Source organism: Streptomyces sp. NPDC048270 (assembly GCF_040652335.1).
Classification (GTDB): domain Bacteria; phylum Actinomycetota; class Actinomycetes; order Streptomycetales; family Streptomycetaceae; genus Streptomyces.
In genome coordinates this window covers 144,593-163,565 of record NZ_JBEZLV010000005.1, presented here as the reverse complement: position 1 = coordinate 163,565, position 18,973 = coordinate 144,593, and the positions used below count along the sequence as shown (strand labels likewise).

Sequence of the window (18,973 nt, the reverse complement as noted above, 5' to 3'; positions counted from 1 at the left end):
TCCCCTCTGGTTGGGGCGCCCCCCGTTGAGCGCTACTTCTTGGCCACTGGACGCAGCCGGACCTTGACCTTCACCCGCCCCTGGACGTCGGGCAGCCGCACGGTCAGGGCGTCCGCGTCGAAGTCCGTGTACGGCTTCTCGTCGATCTCGACGGAGGCGATCCGCACCGAGCCGGCCGGGAGCAGGTCGGGCGAGACGCGCAGGATGCGGTCGGGCAGGCCGGTCGGGTCGGGCTGGAAGTGGAAGTCCATCTCCCGGCCGTTGACGAGCAGGTTGTTGTAGACGGCGGCGAGGTAGCACAGCTCCGCCGAGTGGTACATGGACATCGAGTGGCTGCCCTTGAGCCGCTCGGTGCCGAGGAGGTACGGCGTGCCGCTGGCGAGCACGTTGAAGTAGACGGCGCCCTCGTCGTGGTCGAGGAAGAAGGTGTTGTAGAAGGCCTCCGCCTGCCGGGCCTCGCGCACGTCGGCGTCGCCGCCCACCGTGCCGCCCAGGATGAGGTAGGCGAGGATCGCCTGCTCCTGCTGCCACCAGGCCTTGCGGTCGTGCCAGGCGAAACGATACGTCTCCTCGTCGCCGGCCTTGGTCCGCTCGACGACGTCGTACCAGCCGCCGCGCTGCACGTCGCTGCCGACCGCGGGCATGATCTCGCCGATCTTCTTGGCGAGCTCCTCGTACGCCGGCTTGGCCTTCAGCGAGTTCATCCGCATCAGGTTCCAGGCGATCTTGAGGTTGTGGCCGACCACGGCGCGGTCCTGCTGCCAGCTGTGCGCCTTGTCGTGCGACCAGTCGCGGAAGAAGCGCTCCTGGACGAAGGGGCTGTTCTCGTAGTCCGGGAACTTGTCCGCGATGGTGTCGAAGGTGTACTCGAGGAAGTCGGCGTACTTCTGGTCGCCGGTCGCCAGGTACAGGTTGATCAGGTAGGCGGGCGCGTGGTCGCCGACCGAGTTCCAGTTCTTGCGCTCGGCGTTCTCCCCGAGGGACTCGTGGTCGGCGCTGAAGAGGATCGGGTCGATGTGCGAGTAGTAGCCGCCCTGCTCCGGGTCGAAGAAGAACTTGTCGAACAGCCGGATGGTGGCGTCCGCGTCGTTCTTGATCCGGACGTCCCCGGTGACCCGGTACGTCTGGATGGGGCCGGCCAGCGCGTAGATCTGCTCGTACATCGGGATCGCGTCGTAGTCGTCGGAGAACTCCGAGGTGAACAGCTTGCGCTCGCTGTCCCCGTCGACGCTGATGCCGTGGTACCAGAAGACCACGTCCTCCTCGCTGTCCACGACCCGCATGTGCTTGCGCAGGTACTCGGTGCCGCGCTCGGCGACCTCCAGGTACTCGTCCTTGCCCGTCAGCAGGTAGGCCGACGCCATCCCGTAGACCAGGCGGGAGATCGTGTCGGTCTCCTGGACGTGGCTCGCGGTCTTGTCACCGCCGAGCCGGATCTCGGTGCGGTACTCGGTGAAGTCCACCGGCCCGTCGCCGAACTGCGCCCGCCTGTAGAAGTCGGCCAGCGACTCGATCTGCTTGATCCACCAGCTGGGCTCCTCGAAGCGGTAGTCCTCGGCGCCCCGGCCCAGGAACACCAGGCGCTTGGCGTCGTAGCGCCCGCCCTGCTCCGGGTAGCGGACCCCGTGGACGAAGAGGAACCGGCCCGGCGACAGCATCTCGTCGATGTGCCCGGAGGCGTCGATGTACGGCTCGTCCAGGTTGCGGACCAGCTCGGCGCTGGGGCCGCCGGCCAGGGAGACGTCGAACTCCCGGCCGTCCGAGGTCTTCAGCCGCAGCACGCGGGTACCGGAGTCGAAGCGGACGACGTAGCCCGCGATGGTGTCGGAGAAGGAGAAGCTCACGGCATCCGCCATGTCATGCACCGTCCTTGTCGTGAGTGCTGTCGTCCTCGTATCCCTGGCTGACCTCGACGATCACCCCGTCGGGATCGCGGACCCACACGGTCCGCCATCCGCAGATGAAGTCGTCGAAGTCCAGCGGTCCCAGGGTCACTTCCGCCGCGTCGCCCAGTCCGGCCAGGAACGCGTCCACGCTGTCGGTCTGGAAGGCCAGGTGGCGCATCCGGCCCGGGGCCTGCGGGCCGTCGTCGTGAGCCTCGCGGGCCGGTTCGGCCTCGGCCGCGAAGAGCTCCAGGTACGCGTCCCCCTTGCGCAGGAACACGATCTTGGCCTCTCCGAGGTCGACCACCCGGGCCCGGGCGAAGCCGAAGTAGCGGGTGTAGAAGTCCTCGGTGGTCTTCTGGTCCCTGCAGTTGAGGCCCACGTGCGACCAGACCATCGGCCGGTCCGCGGCGCCCGCCATCAGCCGGCTCCCCGGCCCCGCCCGGCCGCGATCAGTTCGATGATCCGGCGGGCGAACAGGTGGTGGTGGGCGCCGGTGCGGCCGGTGACCAGGTCCCCGTCGACCACCACGTCCTCGTCGACGTACTGGGCGCCCATGTTCCGGACGTCGCCGATGAGGTTGTTGTGGCAGACGACCTTGCGGCCGCGCACCTTGTCCGGGATCGAGGAGGCCAGCCACATCCCGTGGCAGATGATCCCCTTGAGGACGGTCGGCTCCTCGAAGGCCCGGCGCAGCAGCTCCGTCGCCGGGGCGAGGACGTCCACGTCCTCGGTGTAGCGCAGCCGGTCGGCCACCATGCCGGACGGCACGATGATCGCCGCGTACCGGCGCAGGTCGTCGTCGCCCAGCCCCTCCAGGGACTGGTTCGCGGTGAACGGCGCCCGGTACTCGTGCCCGGTGAAGGTGATGGAGTCGTTGCCCCACAGCCGGGTCAGGAAGTCGACCTCGGCGCCCTCCTCCGCGAACCGGTGCTGGTAGTAGAAGATCTCCGGCTCGTAGTAGTCGCTCTCGACCAGGACCGCGATCCGGGTCCCGGACAGCGCACCCTCGCGCAGGACGGCATCAGGCACGGGACACCCCCCTCAGGAAGTCCGCCGCGCGCTCGGCGATCATCGCGATGGCGGTGTGGCAGTTGCCCGACGGAACCGCGGGCATCACGCTGGCGTCGACGACGCGCAGGTTGCGCACGCCGTGCACCCGCAGCTCGGGGTCGACGACGGAGAGGTCGTCGATGCCCATGCGGCAGGAGCCGGCCTGGTGGTGGTAGCTCTCCGACTTCTGCTTCACGAAGGTCCGCAGGTCGTCCTCGCCCACGTAGCCCGGACCGGGCTGGAGCTCCTGCTTGTACCAGGGCGAGAAGGCGGAGGTCGCGAAGATCTCCCGGGCGATCTTGACGCCCTGCACCATCCGCTCCAGGTCCCACCGGTCGCCCAGGTAGTTCGGGTTGATCAGCGGGTGGGCCAGCGGGTCGGCGCTCGCCAGCCTGATCCAGCCGCGCGAGACCGGCCGTACGACCCCCGGCAGGATGGACACCGTGTTGGGGTGGTCCTGGCCGACGATCACGTCGAAGGGCACGTGGACGAAGGCGATCTGGAGGTCCGGCGCGGGCAGCCCGGGCTGCGAGGACAGGAACAGAGCGCTCTCCGACAGGTTCTGCGCCGGCGGCGGGAGCTCCTGGGTGACCTCGGCCATCAGCCCGGTCAGGACGTGGTTGTGGAAGTTCTCGCCGACCCCGGGCAGGGCCGCGGTGACCTCGATGCCGTGCTCGCGCAGCTGCTCGGGGTGGCCGATGCCGGAGAGCAGCAGCAGCTTCGGGGACTCGATCGCCCCCGCGGCCACGACCACCTCCCGGCGGGCCCGTACGGTGTGCAGCCCGGGCGCGGCGGCGCTGCTGTGTCCGTCCCGGACGGTCCGGCCCGGGATCTCGGCGGGGGCCCGCAGCTGGGCGTACTCGACGCCCGTGCAGGTGTCCCCGTCGAAGAGCAGCCGGGTGGACTGCGCGTTGGTGCGCAGGGTCAGGTTGGAGCGTCCGAGCGCGGGCTCCAGGTAGGCGGCCAGCACCCCCTGGCGGCGGCCGTCGGCCACGTCGATGTGGTGCCAGCCGGTGCCGAAGAGGCCGCGCCGGGGACCGTCGGTGTTGAAGTCGGCGATCTCCTCGTGGCCCAGCTCGACCGCCGCGTCGATGAAGGCCCGCGAGACCGGGTTGGGGCCGTGCTGTCCGGCGTTGGTGATCCGCTGGGGGCCGCGGGTGCCGGTGGTGGCGGCGGTCGCGTCCTCCTGGCCCTCCAGCAGGGCGAAGTACGGGAGCACGTCCTCGTGCGCCCAGCCGGCGGCGCCCTGGTAGGCCCAGTTGTCGAAGTCCGAGGCGTGGCCCCGGATGTGCATCATGATGTAGAGGTTGCTGCTGCCGCCGGGGGCCTTGCCGCGCGGTTCGTAGGTGCGGCGACCGTCGAGGCCGGGCTGCGGGGTACTGGTGTAGCCCCAGTCCACGGGCCCGCCGAGGAGCTTGTACCAGGAGGACGGGTCGTCCACCTCGGGCGGGATCCGCGAGCCGCCCGCCTCCAGGACGAGGACGGAGACGTCCGGGTCCTCGGAGAGCCGGGCCGCCAGCACGCTGCCCGCGGTGCCGGATCCCACGACGATGTAGTCGTACTCTTCGACGCTCACGGGTCCCCCTCAGCCCTGGCTCAGCACCTGGAAGGGAACCGTGTCGTGGTAGTTCGCCATGTAGGCGATCTTTCCGTCCACGATCCGGAAGAAGTTCATGACCTCGGCCTCGATGGCCTCGCCGGAGGCGCTGACGGCGGTCAGGTGCGAGACGGCCGCGGCCTTCTCGCCGTCGACGATGAAGTGCACGGGCTCGTTCCGGAAGACCCGGTACATCGTGCCCATGCCCTTCATCATCGAGCGCAGGACCTCCAGGCCCTCGATGTGGCCGGCGAGCTGCTCGTCCATCACCTGGTCGTCGGCGAACAGGTCGCACCAGCGGTCCCAGTCCCCGGCGTTGGCGTACTCGTAGTACTTGGTCAAGATCTGTCGTGCGTCCATCGCGCGCATCCCCCTATCGGTCCCTGCGGGTTCCGTCCGGCGCGAACGGCGCCCAGAACTGGCTGAAGGCGGAGGCGGTGTCGCCGAAGAGCCCGTCGCGGCCCTCGACGATCCGGCCGTCCCGCCACCGCATGAAGTGGAAGACCGGGTAGTCCATCCGCTCGTACGGGGACCGGCTGCCTTGGTCCGCGCCGTCGCGCACGGCGACGTTGCGGCAGACGTCGGCGGAACAGTCCTCCCCGACCAGGACCGCTTCCAGGTCCATCCGGAAGGTGCCGCCCGTGAGCTTGTGGGTCTGGCCCATCAGCTCCAGGAAGGCGTCCAGGCTCTCGTACCAGCCGGCGAGCGGGTGGTTGCCCGGCACCAGCCAGCGCAGGTCCTCGGAGTAGTACTCCAGGATGCGCGCCCGGTCGCCGGAGCCGAGGGCGGCGTACGCCGCCCGGACCCGGTCCCGTGTCACTTCGGTCATCGTCGCTTCTCCTTCGCCGGCGCGGTCAGAGGGAGCCGGAACCGGGCATCGGAGCCAGGTCGTTGACCGTGTACTGCTTGATCAGCGGCCCGTCGGGGCCTGCCACCACGGTCCAGGTCTGGTCGGCGTCGAAGCCGAGCCATTCGCTGCGGGCGGCCGGCGGGTTCCAGATCTTGGCCTGCCAGTTGACGAGCACCCGGACGATCGCCCGGTCGCCCTCGACGACGGGCTCCACCTTCGTGACGGTGTGCACCTCGTCGAAGAACCGGTGGGTGACGGCCTCGTACCAGCGGCCGAAGCCCTGGTGCCCGAGGAAGACGTCCTCGGGGACCTTGAACTCCAGGTCCTCGGTGATCAGGGCGAGCACCTGGTCCAGCGGTACGTGCTGGTCCAGCGCCACGTACCAGTCCTCGGCGAAACTGCGGATCGCGTCCTCGGTCAACTGCCGCTCGGCGGGCATGCGGTCTCCTCCTGTTCCGTGCTGGGTGACTGCTCTGGTCAGATCTGGATGTCGACGAGGAACGGACCGGGGTGGGCCAGCATCCGGCTCACGGCGGCGGCCGCCTCGTCCGGCTTCTCCACCCGCGTGCCGCCGGCGCCGAGCGACCGGGCCAGCCCGGCGAAGTCGATCTCGGGGTGGGAGAGGTCGAAGGAGCCCGGGAACCCGTGCTCCGGGATGTCCCGCTCCCGCCAGTACTGGGCGATGTTGTCGTCCAGCAGCCGGTACTTGCGGTTGTTGCAGACGACGAACTTGGCGTCGATGCCGTGCCGGGCCGCCGTCCACAGCGCCTGGTAGGTGTACATCGACCCGCCGTCGCCCGCGAAGCCGACGACGAGCCGGTCCGGGCGGGCCAGCTTGGCGCCGACCGCGCCCGGGAAGCCCACGCCCAGCGAGCCGCCCCGGGTGAGGTGGTAGTCGCCCGGGCGCTCCGCGGGCAGGTACTTCGTGACCAGCGGGGAGGTGGTCAGCGCCTCGTCGAAGACGATCAGGTCCCCGCCGGTGCGCTCGGCGAGGGTCCGCAGGAAGACCTCCATCGGCGTGCCGCCGTCGGTGGCCGACCGCGCCGCGCGGGCCCGCTCCCGGGCCCGTACGTCGATCCGGGCGGCCGCGGCGGCCCGCTGCTGCGGGGTCAGCCGGTGCTCCAGTACGCCCGCCAGGGCGCGCAGCGCCTGCTTGGGATCGGCGGCGAGGCCCAGGTCGACGGGGTGGTTCTTGGCGATCTCGTAGGCGTTGAGGTCGATGTGGACGACCTTCGCGCCGGCCCGGAAGGGGCTCTCCAGTTCGGGGAACACCTCCGGGAAGACGTAGGTGCCGACGATCAGCACCCCGTCGGCCGCCCCGACCAGCTCCTTGCTGTGCGGGCCGAACATGTGGCCCGTCTGGCCCCGCCGCAGCGGGTGCGAGGCCGCGATGTTGACCTCGGAGGAGTCGACCTCGTACACGTCGGCGCCCAGCAGCTCGGCGACGGCCGCCAGTTCGTTCTGCGCCCCGGAGAGCGAGACCCCGTCCCCGATGAGGAGGACGGGCCGCTGGGCGGAGGCGAGCAGCTCGGCCGCCCGCCCCACCGAGGCCGGCGACGGCGCCACGTCCGTGAGCGGCACCGTGGCGGGCAGCACGGGCTCGGAGTTGAGCTCGTCCAGCACGTCCATCGGCAGCGCCACGAACACGGGTCCGCGGGGCGGGGTGAGCGCGATCTTCACGGCCCGCCGGATGGTGCGGAGCACGGAGTGCCGGTCGGTGACCCGGGTGGCGTACTTCGTCACCGGTTTGGCCATCGCCACCAGGTCGGACGCCATCTGCGCGTCCATGGCGTCGTAGCGCACCCCGGCGTCACCGGCGATCACGACGAGCGGGGTGTGGCCGCGCAGCGACTGGTAGAGCATCCCGATGCCGTTGCCCAGCCCCACCCCGGAGTGCAGCTGGAGGAGCGCCGCGCCGCCGGTCGCCCGGGCGTATCCGTCGGCGATACCGGCGGCCACGGTCTCCTGGAGGGCGAGGATGTACTGGAAGTCCTCCGCCGCGTCCACCGCGTCGAGGAATCCCTGCTCCACCGTCCCCGGATTTCCGAACATCACCCTCAGGCCGTCGGCCTTGAACTGCTCGATCAGCCTTTCCCGTCCGGGAGTGGCTCCGGTATTCATCGAACTCCCCCTCATTCCCACGAGTTTCCGGCCCACCAGATTCCAGGACTACCAGCCGTATCGGGTGAGGCCGTCCTCGAGGACTTCCACGATCTTCTGTCCGGTGAGGTACGAGTCCGGGGTGGACCGTCCGGTCACGAACGGGAAGTCGACGATGACGGACACCGGCTTTCCGAAATTCCCGTGGTATGCGCCGCTCGGGCCGGTCGCATCGCGCAGGATGTACTCCAGCGGGTACGGCGGCGGGCCCATGTTGAAGTCGGTACCGAGGAACCCGGTGCCGTCCTTGTAGTCGTACTCCTTGCAGTGGCCGGTCACGTGCTTGCCCCGGATGATGCTCTTGCGGTCGCTCCAGTCCCGGGCGAAGGCCAGGCAGGCGACCCCGTAGCACTCCGCGGCCACGACCTTGCCGGCCCTCTCGAAGGCCAGGATCAGGGCGTGCACGCGCTCGTTGTTGGCGAGGTCGGCGATCGGGCCGCTGCCGCCGACGATGAGGATCGCGTCGTAGTCGGCGATGTCGGCGTCCAGCTTGTCCAGATCGCGGTGGTACTGCTCGAGCTTGCGCAGATAGCCCTCGTCGCTCGTGTACGGGCGCTCGGGGACCCACGCCTCGATGTCGAGCGGCGAGTCGAGCCGGCTCGACTGCTCGAACTCCCGGCCCAGCCGCGCGTTCTCCTCGGTGGTGACCGAGCGTCCCAGTGGAGGGTCGATGTAGTTCGCGTCGAGGCTCGGCGGGAGAGCGTGTGCACGCTTTCCGGTCGGCGTGGCGAATATGACCTCGTAGCCCCGCTCATCGAACTTCGATACCGGGCCTATCAGTTCTTCGGCCCAGTAACCGTGTTCGGAGACAATGACCAGAATCTTTCTGCTCACGTATTCCTCCAGGCGCCGCCTGTTGTCGTTGGCGTCCACCACACTGGCCGCGCCCAGAGGCTGCGTCAAAGCGCCCGTGTGCGACTTCGTGAGGTAGCGGCCCAGGTCATGGGGGCACCTCAGGAAGTCGTCCGCCGACATCATGAAGTAGCTTCAGGACTACCTGACTTCGGCCGAATCAGTGAACCGTTGCCGGGGCCCCGATCTATCGTCTGGACGCGCCGTGAATCACGGGCGCGCGGCTGTGTCGGCTGACGAGCGCGAGCACGAGGAGAGGGACGGGGACGATGACGATGGACCTGTTGTGCACACACATCGACCAGATACGTCCGGTGAAGCCCGGGACCGAGGGCTGCGAGGAGTGCCTCATCGCCGGTGACGGCTGGGTGCATCTGCGGATGTGCCTCAGCTGCGGACACGTCGGGTGCTGTGACTCCTCGAAGAACCGTCACGCCACCCGGCACTACCGCGCCTCCGAGCACCCCATCGCCGCCTCCCACGAGCCCGGTGAGGACTGGGCCTGGTGCTACGCCGACAAGCTGATGCTGGACCCGGCGTGAGCGCGGCCCCCGAGGGCGCCGCCGCCGTGACGGCCGCCGCGACCGAGCGCGCGGAGAACCGCAAGCCCGTCATCCTGGCCGTGGACGACGACCCGCAGGTGCTGCGCGCGGTCCGCCGCGACCTGCGCAGCGCCTACGGAGACCGCTACCGGGTGCTCGGCGCGTCCTCGGCCGCCGACGCCCTGAAGATCCTGGACTCCCTCGACGAACGCGGCCACGACCCGGCGCTGTTCCTCGTGGACCAGCGGATGCCCGACGTCACCGGCGTCGAGTTCCTGCTGGAGGCGGTCAGCCGCTTCCCGGACGCCCGGCGCGTGCTGCTGACCGCGTACGCCGAGACCGACGCGGCCATCACCGCGATCAACCGGGTCCGGCTGGACTACTACCTGCTCAAGCCGTGGGACCCGCCGCACGAGCGGCTCTTCCCGGTCCTGGACGACCTGCTGTCGGACTGGCTGGCCACCTACCGGCCCGCGTACGACGGGATCATCGTCGCCGGCCACCTGGTCTCCCCCGGGACCCACGCCGTGCGGGACTTCTTCACCCGCAACGGACAGCCGTTCCGCTTCCTCAACGTGGAACGGGACCCCGAGGCGCTGACCCTGATCGCCGGCCAGCCCGACGCCGCGCTGCCGCTCGTCCGCTTCCCGGACGGAGCGGTGCTCTCGGCCCCGACCGACACCCAGCTCGCCCAGCACCTGGGGCTGGCCACCACCGCCTCCCGCCCGCACTACGAGTGCGTCATCGTGGGCGCGGGCCCGGCCGGCCTGGCGGCGGGGGTCTACGCCGCCTCGGAGGGCCTGTCCACGCTGATGCTGGACGCCCGCGCCCCGGGCGGCCAGGCCGGCACCTCCAGCCTGATCGAGAACTACCTCGGCTTCCCCTCGGGCCTCTCGGGCGGCGATCTGACCCGCCGCGCCACCATCCAGGCCTCCCGGTTCGGCGCCGAGATCCTGCACCCGGTCGAGGTGGTCTCGCTGACCCGCGACGACCCGGCGAAGATCCTGACGCTGGCCGACGGCACGGAGATCAGCGCCGAGACGGTGCTGCTGGCCACGGGGGTCTCGTACAACCGCCTCGAGGCACCCGGCGCGGACCGTTTCGAGGGCGCGGGGCTCTACTACGGCGCGGCCACCACCGAGAGCTCGGCCTGCATCTCGCAGCACGTGTTCATCGTGGGCGGGGCCAACTCGGCCGGCCAAGCGGCCGTCCACTTCGCCAAGTACGCGGCCCGCGTGACGATCCTGGTCCGCGCGGCCTCCCTGGACGCGAGCATGTCCCGCTACCTGATCGACGAGATCGACCGCACCCCGAACGTCGAGGTGCGGGTCCGTACGACGGTGGTCCGCCTGCACGGCGAGGAGCACCTGGAGCGGCTGACCCTCCACGACGCGGACACGGGCGAGGACACCGAGGTCCCGGCCCGCTTCATGTTCACCTTCATCGGCGCCCGCCCGCACACCGACTGGCTCTCGGGCGTCGTCGAGCGCGACGAGTACGGCTTCGTGCTCACCGGCTCGGACCTGATCGCCAACGGCGGCGAGCTGCCGGCCGAGTGGAGCCTGGAACGGGCCCCCTACCCGCTGGAGACCAGCGTCCCCGGCGTGTTCGCGGCGGGCGACGTGCGCGCCCACTCGGTCAAACGGGTCGCGTCGGGGGTCGGCGAGGGCGCGATGGCCGTCTCGCTGATCCACCGCTACCGCTCGATGGGCTGAGAGCGAACACCCGGCCCTTGCGATCAAGCGGGGAGCGGACGCAATGTTGATTACATGATTACAGCCGAACAGAGCGAACAGCTCCGCGCCTGGTTCGCCGAGCGCCTGCCGGTGGACGTGTACGAGTCCCTCGTGTCGGTCACGGCCGACCGCGAGGAGATCACGGTCGTCGGCATCCCGCCGGCGAACGAGTCGGTCAAGGCGTTCCGCGAACGCACCCGCGAACAGCGCATCGAAGTGGCCCGCGAGGCGGAGGAGCTCTACCGCCGCAAGGTCGCCTGGGGCGTGTGGGCGGGCGGGGAGACCACCCTCTTCACCCACCTCGCCGTCCCGGTCATGACCCGCCTGCGCCAGTCCGAGCGCCAGGTCCTCGACACCCTGGTCGCCGCCGGCGTCGCCCGCAGCCGGGCCGACGCCCTCGCCTGGTGCGTGCGCCTGGTGGGGCGCAACACCGACACCTGGCTGGCGGAACTGCGCGACTCCCTGGACAAGGTCCAGCAGGTCCGCGCGCAGGGTCCGGACCTGGCGCAGGACGTCGACTCCAGGAAGTCCGACTCCGAATAGCGCGATTCCCCCACGGGCACGCATGATCCCGTAAGGCTGGCCACGACCACCATCCAGGGAGAGGCACGCACCCATGACCACCACCGTCGAATACATCCGCTACCGGATCGCATTGGACGACCAGCAGGCGTTCGAGGACGCGTACACCCGGGCGGCCGAGTCCCTGGCCGCCTCGCCCGAGTGCATCGACTACGAACTGGCCCGCTGCGAGGAGGAGAAGGAGCGCTACATCCTGCGCATCCGCTGGACCTCGGTCGACGCGCACCTGGGCGGCTTCCGCAAGGGCGAGCACTTCCCGGCCTTCTTCAGCGCGATCCGGCCGTACGTGACGGCCATCGAGGAGATGCAGCACTACACCGTGACGTCGGTCGTAGGAACGGGAAAGGCCGCGGGGTGACCATGAGCACGACACCCACGATCTACGAGTGGATGGGCGGCGAGGAGGCGATGAACCGCCTCACCGACGCGTTCTACGCCCACGCCCTGCGGGACGAGATCCTGGCCCCGGTCTTCGCCGGCATGGACTCCGAGCACCCGCGGCACGTCGCGGTCTGGCTGTCGGAGGTCTTCGGCGGCCCGTCGGACTACACCGCCCACCACGGCGGGCACCAGCACATGGCCACCAAGCACCTGGGCCGCGCCATCACCGAGAAGCAGCGCCGCCGCTGGGTGGACCTGCTCATGGACACGGCGGACGAGGTCGGCCTCCCGACGGACCCCGAGTTCCGGGGCGTGTTCGCCTACTACATCGAGTGGGGCACCCGCATGGCCCTGATCTACTCGGGCCCCCACCCGCCCCCGGTCGACGCGGCCAAGATCCCCGTCTGGTCCTGGGGCCAGACCCCGCCCTGGATCCCGAAGACCCCGAGCGCCTGACACCGAAAGGGGGCAGGGCCACCCTTGCCCCCTGCACGGGCCCGACGGGCGGAACCCGGATCCCCCGATCCCCCACCCGGCAACTCCAGCCCCGCCGGCGTTTGAGGCGCGGGCCCGGGGCAAAGCCGGTTCCTCCACCCCGGCCGGCAACTCCAGCCCCGCCGGCGTTTGAGGCGCGGGGTCCGGGGCGGAGCCCCGAGTCCTTCAGCCCCGCCGGCGCTTGAGGCGCGGGGTCCGATCCCCGGCAGCCGTCCCGGCGGACCCCGGCTCGGCCAGCAGCACCGTCAGCCCCGGCCCACCGTCCTGCTCCCGCCAGAAGTCCACGGCCTCCTCGAGCACCTCCACCAGGACCTCCCAGTCCCGCGGCCGCGCCCCGGCGAAGCCCCGCCACGAGGTCACGGCCACCAGCCGTCCCCCGGCATCCGGCAGCCACGACAGGTCCCTCAGGGAATCGGCCAGCGCGTCCCAGTTCCCGCCGAACCACTCCGGCACCCGCAGGGCGTCCCCGCACCGCCGCATCAGCTCGGCCTTTCCCCGTACGCCGTCCAGGTCCAGCCTGAGGGTGGTCCACCCGGCGGATTCGGCGGCGGCGAGCGCGGGGGCGAGCGGCTGCGGGTCCAGGGTCATCGGAGAACCGCCTTGAAGGTGTCGTAGTGGTCGTCCGTGTAGTAGAACTCCCCACCCTGACCCGTCACGATCCGCCGGGCCCCGCGGTCCCGCTCCCCCGGGGTCCGCACCGTGAACTCGTGGTAGTAGCCGCGCTTCTGCCGGGGCAGGGCCTTCTCGAAGTTCCCGAAGACCGTCCCGTCCTGGCGGTACGGATACGGCCCGCCCTTGTCGATGAGCGCGAGCACGTCCCTGGCCTGCTGCGGCAGGGCGTCGGCCCGGACCGTCGCCATCCCCTTCGCCCACCCGGGAACGGCACTGGGCGCGGCGCTGCGGGCGGCACTGGGTGCAGCACTGGGCGCGGCACCCGACACGGCACCGGAACTGGCCGCGGCAGGCGACGCGGCTTCCTTCCCGCCGCACCCCACCGCGCCGACCAGCGCGGCGCACAGGAAGACGGCCCCCAGCAAACGCAACAGCAACCGGGGCACGTTCCAAGGGATCATGCACCGATCGTGCCAAATATCCGATTCGCTCGCGAATCGCGCCTTACGGCCTCAGAGCGCGGACATCTTGGTGTACGGGCTCAGGACCCGTTTCTGGACCGACCCGAAGTCGACGAGAACGGCGATCCCCTCCTCGATTCCTACGACACGGCCGAGGCCGTGCTCATCGTGGGACACCCGGTCGCCGACGCTGAACTGCCGGATGGGCTGTTCCACGGGGGCCTTGAACGGGCTGGACGGCAAATGGCGGCGAGGTACTGCTGACTTTGTCATTGAGACCAGTATGCGCCCAGCAGGCCGCCCCGCGGTCCGCCGTTCGGATCTCAATTCCGGCACCATCCGCACCGGCAGGGCCTACAGGTCGTCCGGATCCGCCCGCTCGAGCGCCGGGCGCAGCCCGGGGGCCGACTCGGTCAGCAGGTAGTCGGCCACCGCGGTGTCCGTGACCAGGCTGGTCACCAGGCCCGACCGGAGCACCGCTCCGATCGCGGAGGCCTTGCGCAGCCCTCCCGCGATCGCCACGACCTCGGGGATCCGCCGCAGCCGGTCGGCCTCGACGGTGATGCACCGCTCGCCGAGGTCCCGGCCGACACGCCGCCCCTCGGAGTCGAACAGGTGCGCGGACATCTCGGCCGCCACGCCCAGCGAGGCGTAGTGCGCCCGCTCCTCGTCCGTCAGCATGTCGTGGACGGTGGAGATGCCCGGCTCCCAGGACCCGATGGAGACGGCCGCGACGGTCACCTTGTCGAAGTACTCGAAGGCGCGCGCGATCCCCGTCTGGTTGCGCAGCGCGGCCGCGGTCGCCGGGTCGGGCAGCAGCATCGGCGCGTAGATCGGGTGGGCGTCCCCGCCCGACACCTGGGCGGCCCGCCGCACGGCCTCCACGGACCCCCGCTCGGCGGTCCCCGCGTCGTACACACCGGTCAGCTGTACGACGGTGCAGGGCGGCAGCCGGTGCAGGGAGGCGGCCATGTGAATGGTCGACCGGCCCCACGCCAGGCCCAGTACGTCGCCCTCGTTGACCAGCTCGCCCAGCAGATCGGCGGCGACCGCGCCCAGGTTCTCCGGATCCGGCGCGTCCTCGGTGGCGTCGGCGGGCGACTCCACGACGACGGCGTGCCGGAGCCCGTACCGGGCGCGCAGCGCGTCCGAGCGCTCCGCGTCCAGTTCGGCCGGCACCCGGATCTCGATCCGTACGAGGTCGCGTTCGAGGGCGGTCTCCAGGACCCGGGCCACCTTGAAGCGGCTCACGCCGAACTCCTCGGCGATCTGGATCTTGGACTTGCCCTCGAGGTAGAAACGGCGTGCCATGGCCGCCGCCTGCACCAGCTCCGCGGGTCCCATCCGCAGGGCTGACCGTCCCGCCGACATTGCAGACACCGCGTTCTCCTCACTGCTGTTCACACTCTCGTGTTCACACTCTCGACTCGCCGTTCATCCTGTCAGATCCGACGGCCGTTGATCAGCCTGGACAGCTCCCGTTCATCGAGCTGTTCACCCACGCTTGGTTCAGTGGTCGCACGCCCACGGCGCCACGGCGATCGCCGCGTCCGCCTGCTCACGCAGCGTGCGTACGGCCGCGGACGGGTCGACGGCGCCGTAGACCGCGCTGCCGGCGACGAAGACGTCCGCGCCGGCCTCGGCGCAGCGTTCGATGGTCGAGGCCGAGACCCCGCCGTCCACCTGCAGCCACAGCTCCAGGCCGTGCTTGGCGATCAGCTCCCGGGTACGTCGGATCTTGGGCAGCATGATGTCCAGAAAGGGCTGGCCCCCGAAGCCCGGCTCCACCGTCATGATCAGCAGCATGTCGAGCTCGGGGAGGAGGTCCTCGTACTGCTCGATCGGGGTCGCCGGCTTGAGCGCCATGGACGCCCGCGCCCCCTTCGCCCGGATCTCGCGCGCGAGCCGCACCGGCGCGGCCGCCGCCTCGGCGTGGAAGGTGACCGAACCGGCGCCGGCCTCCACGTACTCCGGGGCCCAGCGGTCCGGGTTCTCGATCATCAGGTGGAGGTCCAGCGGGATGTCCGTGGCCCGGCTCAGGGACTCCACGACCGGCACCCCGAGGGTGAGGTTGGGGACGAAGTGGTTGTCCATGACGTCGACGTGCAGCCAGTCGGCGCCGTCGACCGCCCTCGCCTCGTCGGCGAGTCGGGCGAAGTCTGCGGACAGGATGCTGGGGGAAATCTGAGCGGCCATGCCCCAAGCGTGCCATGCCTCCGCACGGTTCCGGCCATGACCCCGGAACTCGACGGACCTGTAGCGCAACTTAAGTGATCATGGAGAACGTTTCACTCGTCCTGCGAGATCGACTCCGGCGCGGTTCTGTCCACGAGATCCGCATCCTCCTCAGGCCGTACGCCTCAGCAGCGCCAGGTACATCGCGTCCGTTCCGTGCAGGTGGGGCCACAGCTGGACGTCCGGACCGTCGCCCAGGCCCGGGACACCCGCCATGAACGGCCTGGCGTCGACCAGTTCGGCCGACACCGGACTCGCGCCCGCGCCACGGCCCTTCAGGACGTCGTCCACGACCACCCGCGTCTCCGCCAGGTGCGGCGAGCACGTCGCGTAGCCCACGACGCCGCCCACGCGCACCGCCGCCAGCGCCTCCCGCAGCAGACCCCGCTGGAGCGGAGCGAAACCCTCCAGGTCCTCCGGGCGGCGGCGCCAGCGCGCCTCCGGACGGCGGCGCAGCGCGCCCAGGCCGGAGCACGGGACGTCCACGAGCACGCGGTCGAAGGAGCCGGGCCGCCACGGCGGCCGGGTGCCGTCCGCCGCGATGACCTGGTACGGGCCGGGGTTGCCCGCCAGCGCCCGCTCCACCAGGCGCGCCCGGTGCGGCTGCTTCTCGGAGGCCAGCAGGAACGCCCCGCGCTGCGCCGCCAGCGCCGCCAGCAGCGCGGCCTTGCCGCCGGGTCCCGCACAGCCGTCCAGCCAGCGCTCGTCCCGGCCCTCGACCGGTACCGCCGCCAGCGCCATCGCGACGAGCTGGCTGCCCTCGTCCTGCACGCCGGCGCTCCCGTCGCGCACGGCCTCCAGCGCGCCCGGCTCGCCGCCCTCGGACATCCGGACCGCGTACGGGGACCAGCGGCCCGGCAGCGCCGACTCCTCGCCCACCGCCTCCAGCAGCTCCTCCGGAGTGGACCGCCCCGGCCGCGCCACCAGGGTGACCTCGGGCCGCTCGTTGTCGGCCTCCAGCAGGTCCTCGATGCCGGCGCGCCCGCCGCCCAGCGCGTCCCACAGGGCGCTGACGACCCACCGCGGGTGCGAGTGGTAGACCGCGAGGTGCTCCTCGGCGTCCTCCTCGTACGGCGGCGCGACCCGCTCCAGCCAGCCGTCCAGGTCGTGCGCGGCGATCTTGCGCAGCACGGCGTTCACGAACTTCGCCCGCCCGTCGCCGAGCACCACCCGTGCCAGCTCCACGCTGGCGGAGACGGCGGCGTGGGTGGGGATGCGGGTGCCCAGCAGCTGGTGCGCGCCGAGCGAGAGCACGTCCAGGACGGGCGGGTCGACCTCCCGCAGCGGGCGGTCGATGCAGGCCTTGATCACCGCGTCGTAGGTGCCCTGCCGGCGCAGCGTCCCGTAGACCAGCTCGGTGGCCAGTGCCGCGTCCCGGGCCTGGAAGCTCTCGTCCTGGCGGGCCTTGCGCAGCAGCGGCGGCAGCACGAGGTTGGCGTAGGCGTCGCGCTCGTCCACCGCCCGCAGCACCTCGAAGGCCAGCATCCGGACGGGGTCCTTCTGGGGCCGCCGGTAGGGCTTGGCCGACTTGTTCGGCTTGCCGCCCGCGCCTGCGGCGGGACGGCGACGGGGCTGTTCGCTCACGTGAAAGGTGCTCCGGATTTACGAGGTACTGGGGGTACTGGAGGTACAGAAGGTGTTGGTGGTGCCGGCGGCCCTGGAACGACCCGGGTGGAGGGGTCGGACCGGTGGATTCAGCCTACGTCCGTGCCGCCGAGGCGCTCGCCGGGAGCGATCCGCACCCCGCGGGCCCAGTCGGCGCCGCGCATCGGCTTCTTCCCCTGGGGCTGGACCCACAGGAGCTCCACGGCGTGCGAGCCGGTGCCGACGTGGACGTTGTTCTTGGCCGGGGCCAGCGCACCCGGCGCGAGGTCGGTACGGTCCGGCACGAGGCCCACCGAGATCAGCTTGAGGCGCTCCCCGCGGAAGACGGTCCACGCGCCCGGCGCCGGCGTACAGCCGCGTACGACGCGGTCGGCGCGCAGGGCCGGCGCGGTCCAGTCGATCCGGGCGTCCTCCACGGTGATCTTGGGCGCGAGGGAGACCCCGTCGGCGGGCTGCCCGACGGCGCGCAGGGTGCCGTCCTCGATGCCGTCCATGGTGGCGGCCAGCAGGCCGGCGCCGGCGAAGGCCAGCCGGGTGAGCAGGTCCCCGCTGGTGTCGGTCGGGCGGATCTCCTCGGTGAGGATCCCGTAGACCGGGCCGGAGTCCAGGCCTTCCTCGATCTGGAAGGTGGAGGCACCGGTGAGCTGGTCCCCGGCCATGATCGAGTGCTGTACGGGCGCGGCACCGCGCCAGGCGGGCAGCAGCGAGAAGTGCAGGTTGACCCACCCGTGCCGGGGGATCTCGATGGCGCTCTTGGGGATCAGCGCCCCGTAGGCGACGACCGGGCAGCAGTCCGGGTCGATCTCGCGCAGCCGGGCCTGGAACTCGGGGTCGCGCGGCCGGGCGGGCTTGAGGACCTCGATGCCCGCCTCCTCGGCGCGCTCGGCGACGGGGCTGGCGACGAGCCTGCGGCCGCGGCCGGCGGGTGCGTCGGGCCGGGTGACGACGGCCGCGACCTCGTGCCGCCCGGAGGCGATGAGGGCGTCCAGGGCGGGCACGGCGACCTCGGGGGTGCCTGCGAAGACGAGCTTCACTGGGGTCCTACCTCGCTATCTCGGCTGTCAGCAGCGCACCAGTCTATGGGGCGCGGGCCGGCCGCCCCACCGGTGGCCGACAGGGGGCGTACGCACACACACGCGCCTCTCGCATATGCCGACACGCCCCCAGAGCGTGACCTGCGCGCCAGGTGGCGCGTTGGTCAAGAGAGATTGACCAAAACGGGCCGCGTTCGCGAACGGTTTCTGCGGCCCGATCCGCCCTTAGCACCGGTTCGAGAGGCTTCTTCATGGCCGACCACGCCACCCACGACGCCCAAGCCCGGGCCAGCCTGCACCTGCTGGTGCGGGACATCGAACGGGTTCGCCGGCAGGTGGATGCCCTGCGTACGCTCACCGCCCAGCTCGGCAATGTGTACCGCCCGCGCCGCTCCGGTCCCTCCACGGGTTTCGTCGTCTACGGCCGGGCGCCCGCGCCCACCGTCCGCCTGGCCCAGGAGCTGCGCGACAGCGTCGAGACGCTGGTCACCGCGGCCGTGGACTTCGACCGCTCACTCGGCTTCTCGTGGGACGCGGTCGGCTCGGCGCTGGGTGTCACCAAGCAGGCCGTGCACCGGCGTTACGGCGCGCGGCGCGCGCAGGCCGCCGAGGCGGCCGAGCCGCCGGCGGAGGGGACGACCACCCGGACCATGGGCCCGCTGCCGACGATCCCGGCGGCCCGCTCGGTCCCGCCGCAGCCCCTGCGCGAGGAGCCCCAGACCGTAACGGCCCCCCGCTCCCCGGCCTTCCCGGGCCCCCGCAACGGCTGACGCCGACACCCCGCTCCGCACCCGCGCCCCCGAACGCCGGCGGGGGCTCTCCAGCCCCACCGACGTCCGAAACCTGAAACCCAGCCCCCCGACGTTCGAGGCCCAGGATCCAGCCCCCCGACGTT

Annotated in this window: 22 protein-coding genes; 6 read left to right on the top strand and 16 right to left on the bottom strand. The window is 71.2% G+C overall.

What is annotated here, in order from left to right; all coding sequences use genetic code 11:
- Window positions 1–32: 32 nt before the first annotated feature.
- Genes AB0D66_RS07570 through AB0D66_RS07530 form a run of 9 tightly spaced genes read right to left on the bottom strand, consistent with a single transcriptional unit; the run spans window position 33 to window position 8,377 of the window.
- Window positions 33–1,856 (bottom strand): AGE family epimerase/isomerase, encoded by a 1,824-nt coding sequence (locus tag AB0D66_RS07570; protein WP_362298097.1) that lies wholly within the window; start codon window positions 1,854–1,856, stop codon window positions 33–35.
- A gap of 1 nt (window position 1,857) precedes the next feature.
- Window positions 1,858–2,304 (bottom strand): VOC family protein, encoded by a 447-nt coding sequence (locus tag AB0D66_RS07565; RefSeq protein WP_362298094.1) that lies wholly within the window; start codon window positions 2,302–2,304, stop codon window positions 1,858–1,860.
- A complete protein-coding gene (locus AB0D66_RS07560; protein ID WP_362298091.1) occupies window positions 2,304–2,915 on the bottom strand; it encodes a DJ-1/PfpI family protein in 612 nt (203 codons plus the stop codon). Before AB0D66_RS07560 ends, AB0D66_RS07565 begins: the two co-directional genes overlap by 1 nt.
- Complete coding sequence (locus tag AB0D66_RS07555; RefSeq protein WP_362298088.1) at window positions 2,908–4,512, bottom strand: GMC oxidoreductase; 1,605 nt, start codon at window positions 4,510–4,512, stop codon at window positions 2,908–2,910. Before AB0D66_RS07555 ends, AB0D66_RS07560 begins: the two co-directional genes overlap by 8 nt.
- A 9-nt stretch (window positions 4,513–4,521) precedes the next feature.
- On the bottom strand, window positions 4,522–4,893 hold the full coding sequence (locus AB0D66_RS07550) for a nuclear transport factor 2 family protein (protein WP_326592261.1): 372 nt from the start codon (window positions 4,891–4,893) through the stop codon (window positions 4,522–4,524).
- 13 nt (window positions 4,894–4,906) lie between these two features.
- Complete coding sequence (locus AB0D66_RS07545) at window positions 4,907–5,362, bottom strand: nuclear transport factor 2 family protein (RefSeq protein ID WP_362298083.1); 456 nt, start codon at window positions 5,360–5,362, stop codon at window positions 4,907–4,909.
- Window positions 5,363–5,387: 25 nt separating this feature from the next.
- Window positions 5,388–5,822: a nuclear transport factor 2 family protein gene (locus AB0D66_RS07540; protein ID WP_362298081.1), complete on the bottom strand. Its 435-nt coding sequence runs from the start codon at window positions 5,820–5,822 to the stop codon at window positions 5,388–5,390.
- Between the two features lie 38 nt (window positions 5,823–5,860).
- Window positions 5,861–7,504, bottom strand: coding sequence for a thiamine pyrophosphate-binding protein (locus AB0D66_RS07535; protein WP_362298078.1), 1,644 nt, complete (start codon window positions 7,502–7,504; stop codon window positions 5,861–5,863).
- A gap of 48 nt (window positions 7,505–7,552) precedes the next feature.
- Complete coding sequence (locus AB0D66_RS07530; protein ID WP_362298075.1) at window positions 7,553–8,377, bottom strand: type 1 glutamine amidotransferase domain-containing protein; 825 nt, start codon at window positions 8,375–8,377, stop codon at window positions 7,553–7,555.
- Window positions 8,378–8,664: 287 nt separating this feature from the next.
- On the opposite strand from AB0D66_RS07530, the gene AB0D66_RS07525 reads away from it, so the two are divergent.
- The 5 genes from AB0D66_RS07525 (at window position 8,665) to AB0D66_RS07505 (ending at window position 12,092) form a co-directional block, all read left to right on the top strand.
- Complete coding sequence (locus tag AB0D66_RS07525; RefSeq protein WP_362298072.1) at window positions 8,665–8,937, top strand: UBP-type zinc finger domain-containing protein; 273 nt, start codon at window positions 8,665–8,667, stop codon at window positions 8,935–8,937.
- The gene (locus tag AB0D66_RS07520) at window positions 8,934–10,652 is read left to right on the top strand and encodes an FAD-dependent oxidoreductase (RefSeq protein ID WP_362298069.1); all 1,719 of its coding nucleotides are present in this window, start codon (window positions 8,934–8,936) and stop codon (window positions 10,650–10,652) included. Before AB0D66_RS07525 ends, AB0D66_RS07520 begins: the two co-directional genes overlap by 4 nt.
- 54 nt (window positions 10,653–10,706) lie before the next feature.
- Window positions 10,707–11,216, top strand: coding sequence for a hypothetical protein (locus tag AB0D66_RS07515; protein WP_362298066.1), 510 nt, complete (start codon window positions 10,707–10,709; stop codon window positions 11,214–11,216).
- Between the two features lie 73 nt (window positions 11,217–11,289).
- The gene (locus AB0D66_RS07510; RefSeq protein WP_362298063.1) at window positions 11,290–11,613 is read left to right on the top strand and encodes an antibiotic biosynthesis monooxygenase family protein; all 324 of its coding nucleotides are present in this window, start codon (window positions 11,290–11,292) and stop codon (window positions 11,611–11,613) included.
- Window positions 11,614–11,615: 2 nt separating this feature from the next.
- On the top strand, window positions 11,616–12,092 hold the full coding sequence (locus AB0D66_RS07505; RefSeq protein ID WP_362298060.1) for a group II truncated hemoglobin: 477 nt from the start codon (window positions 11,616–11,618) through the stop codon (window positions 12,090–12,092).
- A 204-nt stretch (window positions 12,093–12,296) separates the two neighbouring features.
- Here the strand turns inward: AB0D66_RS07505 and AB0D66_RS07500 are convergent, their stop codons facing one another.
- The 7 genes from AB0D66_RS07500 to fmt form a co-directional block, all read right to left on the bottom strand.
- Complete coding sequence (locus tag AB0D66_RS07500) at window positions 12,297–12,719, bottom strand: barstar family protein (RefSeq protein ID WP_362298058.1); 423 nt, start codon at window positions 12,717–12,719, stop codon at window positions 12,297–12,299.
- Entirely contained in the window at window positions 12,716–13,204 is a 489-nt protein-coding gene (locus tag AB0D66_RS07495; protein WP_362298055.1) for a ribonuclease domain-containing protein, read from the bottom strand. Before AB0D66_RS07495 ends, AB0D66_RS07500 begins: the two co-directional genes overlap by 4 nt.
- A 51-nt stretch (window positions 13,205–13,255) precedes the next feature.
- Window positions 13,256–13,477, bottom strand: coding sequence for a CarD family transcriptional regulator (locus AB0D66_RS07490; RefSeq protein WP_329387870.1), 222 nt, complete (start codon window positions 13,475–13,477; stop codon window positions 13,256–13,258).
- A gap of 81 nt (window positions 13,478–13,558) precedes the next feature.
- Window positions 13,559–14,608 carry a sugar-binding domain-containing protein gene (locus AB0D66_RS07485; protein WP_362298050.1) on the bottom strand — a complete coding sequence of 350 codons (1,050 nt, stop codon included), beginning with the start codon at window positions 14,606–14,608 and terminating at the stop codon, window positions 13,559–13,561.
- Between the two features lie 105 nt (window positions 14,609–14,713).
- Window positions 14,714–15,400: a ribulose-phosphate 3-epimerase gene (rpe, locus tag AB0D66_RS07480; RefSeq protein ID WP_362298047.1), complete on the bottom strand. Its 687-nt coding sequence runs from the start codon at window positions 15,398–15,400 to the stop codon at window positions 14,714–14,716.
- Between the two features lie 150 nt (window positions 15,401–15,550).
- A complete protein-coding gene (locus tag AB0D66_RS07475; RefSeq protein ID WP_362298044.1) occupies window positions 15,551–17,023 on the bottom strand; it encodes a transcription antitermination factor NusB in 1,473 nt (490 codons plus the stop codon).
- A gap of 110 nt (window positions 17,024–17,133) precedes the next feature.
- Window positions 17,134–18,078 (bottom strand): methionyl-tRNA formyltransferase, encoded by a 945-nt coding sequence (gene fmt / locus AB0D66_RS07470; RefSeq protein WP_362298041.1) that lies wholly within the window; start codon window positions 18,076–18,078, stop codon window positions 17,134–17,136.
- 251 nt (window positions 18,079–18,329) lie between these two features.
- On the opposite strand from fmt, the gene AB0D66_RS07465 reads away from it, so the two are divergent.
- Window positions 18,330–18,848, top strand: coding sequence for a hypothetical protein (locus AB0D66_RS07465; RefSeq protein ID WP_362298038.1), 519 nt, complete (start codon window positions 18,330–18,332; stop codon window positions 18,846–18,848).
- The last annotated feature ends 125 nt before the right edge of the window (window positions 18,849–18,973 follow it).

What these genes read in the sequence shown, in the direction of transcription:
- AB0D66_RS07510 (WP_362298063.1), top strand. Translation starts at nt 11,290, where the DNA reads ATGACCACCACCGTCGAATACATCCGCTACCGGATCGCATTGGACGAC.
- AB0D66_RS07505 (WP_362298060.1), top strand. Translation starts at nt 11,616, where the DNA reads ATGAGCACGACACCCACGATCTACGAGTGGATGGGCGGCGAGGAGGCG.
- AB0D66_RS07565 (WP_362298094.1), bottom strand. Translation starts at nt 2,304, where the DNA reads ATGGCGGGCGCCGCGGACCGGCCGATGGTCTGGTCGCACGTGGGCCTC.
- AB0D66_RS07495 (WP_362298055.1), bottom strand. Translation starts at nt 13,204, where the DNA reads ATGATCCCTTGGAACGTGCCCCGGTTGCTGTTGCGTTTGCTGGGGGCC.
- AB0D66_RS07545 (WP_362298083.1), bottom strand. Translation starts at nt 5,362, where the DNA reads ATGACCGAAGTGACACGGGACCGGGTCCGGGCGGCGTACGCCGCCCTC.
- AB0D66_RS07525 (WP_362298072.1), top strand. Translation starts at nt 8,665, where the DNA reads ATGACGATGGACCTGTTGTGCACACACATCGACCAGATACGTCCGGTG.
- AB0D66_RS07535 (WP_362298078.1), bottom strand. Translation starts at nt 7,504, where the DNA reads ATGAATACCGGAGCCACTCCCGGACGGGAAAGGCTGATCGAGCAGTTC.
- AB0D66_RS07540 (WP_362298081.1), bottom strand. Translation starts at nt 5,822, where the DNA reads ATGCCCGCCGAGCGGCAGTTGACCGAGGACGCGATCCGCAGTTTCGCC.
- AB0D66_RS07500 (WP_362298058.1), bottom strand. Translation starts at nt 12,719, where the DNA reads ATGACCCTGGACCCGCAGCCGCTCGCCCCCGCGCTCGCCGCCGCCGAA.
- AB0D66_RS07570 (WP_362298097.1), bottom strand. Translation starts at nt 1,856, where the DNA reads ATGGCGGATGCCGTGAGCTTCTCCTTCTCCGACACCATCGCGGGCTAC.
- rpe (WP_362298047.1), bottom strand. Translation starts at nt 15,400, where the DNA reads ATGGCCGCTCAGATTTCCCCCAGCATCCTGTCCGCAGACTTCGCCCGA.
- AB0D66_RS07550 (WP_326592261.1), bottom strand. Translation starts at nt 4,893, where the DNA reads ATGGACGCACGACAGATCTTGACCAAGTACTACGAGTACGCCAACGCC.
- AB0D66_RS07515 (WP_362298066.1), top strand. Translation starts at nt 10,707, where the DNA reads ATGATTACAGCCGAACAGAGCGAACAGCTCCGCGCCTGGTTCGCCGAG.
- AB0D66_RS07465 (WP_362298038.1), top strand. Translation starts at nt 18,330, where the DNA reads ATGGCCGACCACGCCACCCACGACGCCCAAGCCCGGGCCAGCCTGCAC.
- AB0D66_RS07490 (WP_329387870.1), bottom strand. Translation starts at nt 13,477, where the DNA reads ATGACAAAGTCAGCAGTACCTCGCCGCCATTTGCCGTCCAGCCCGTTC.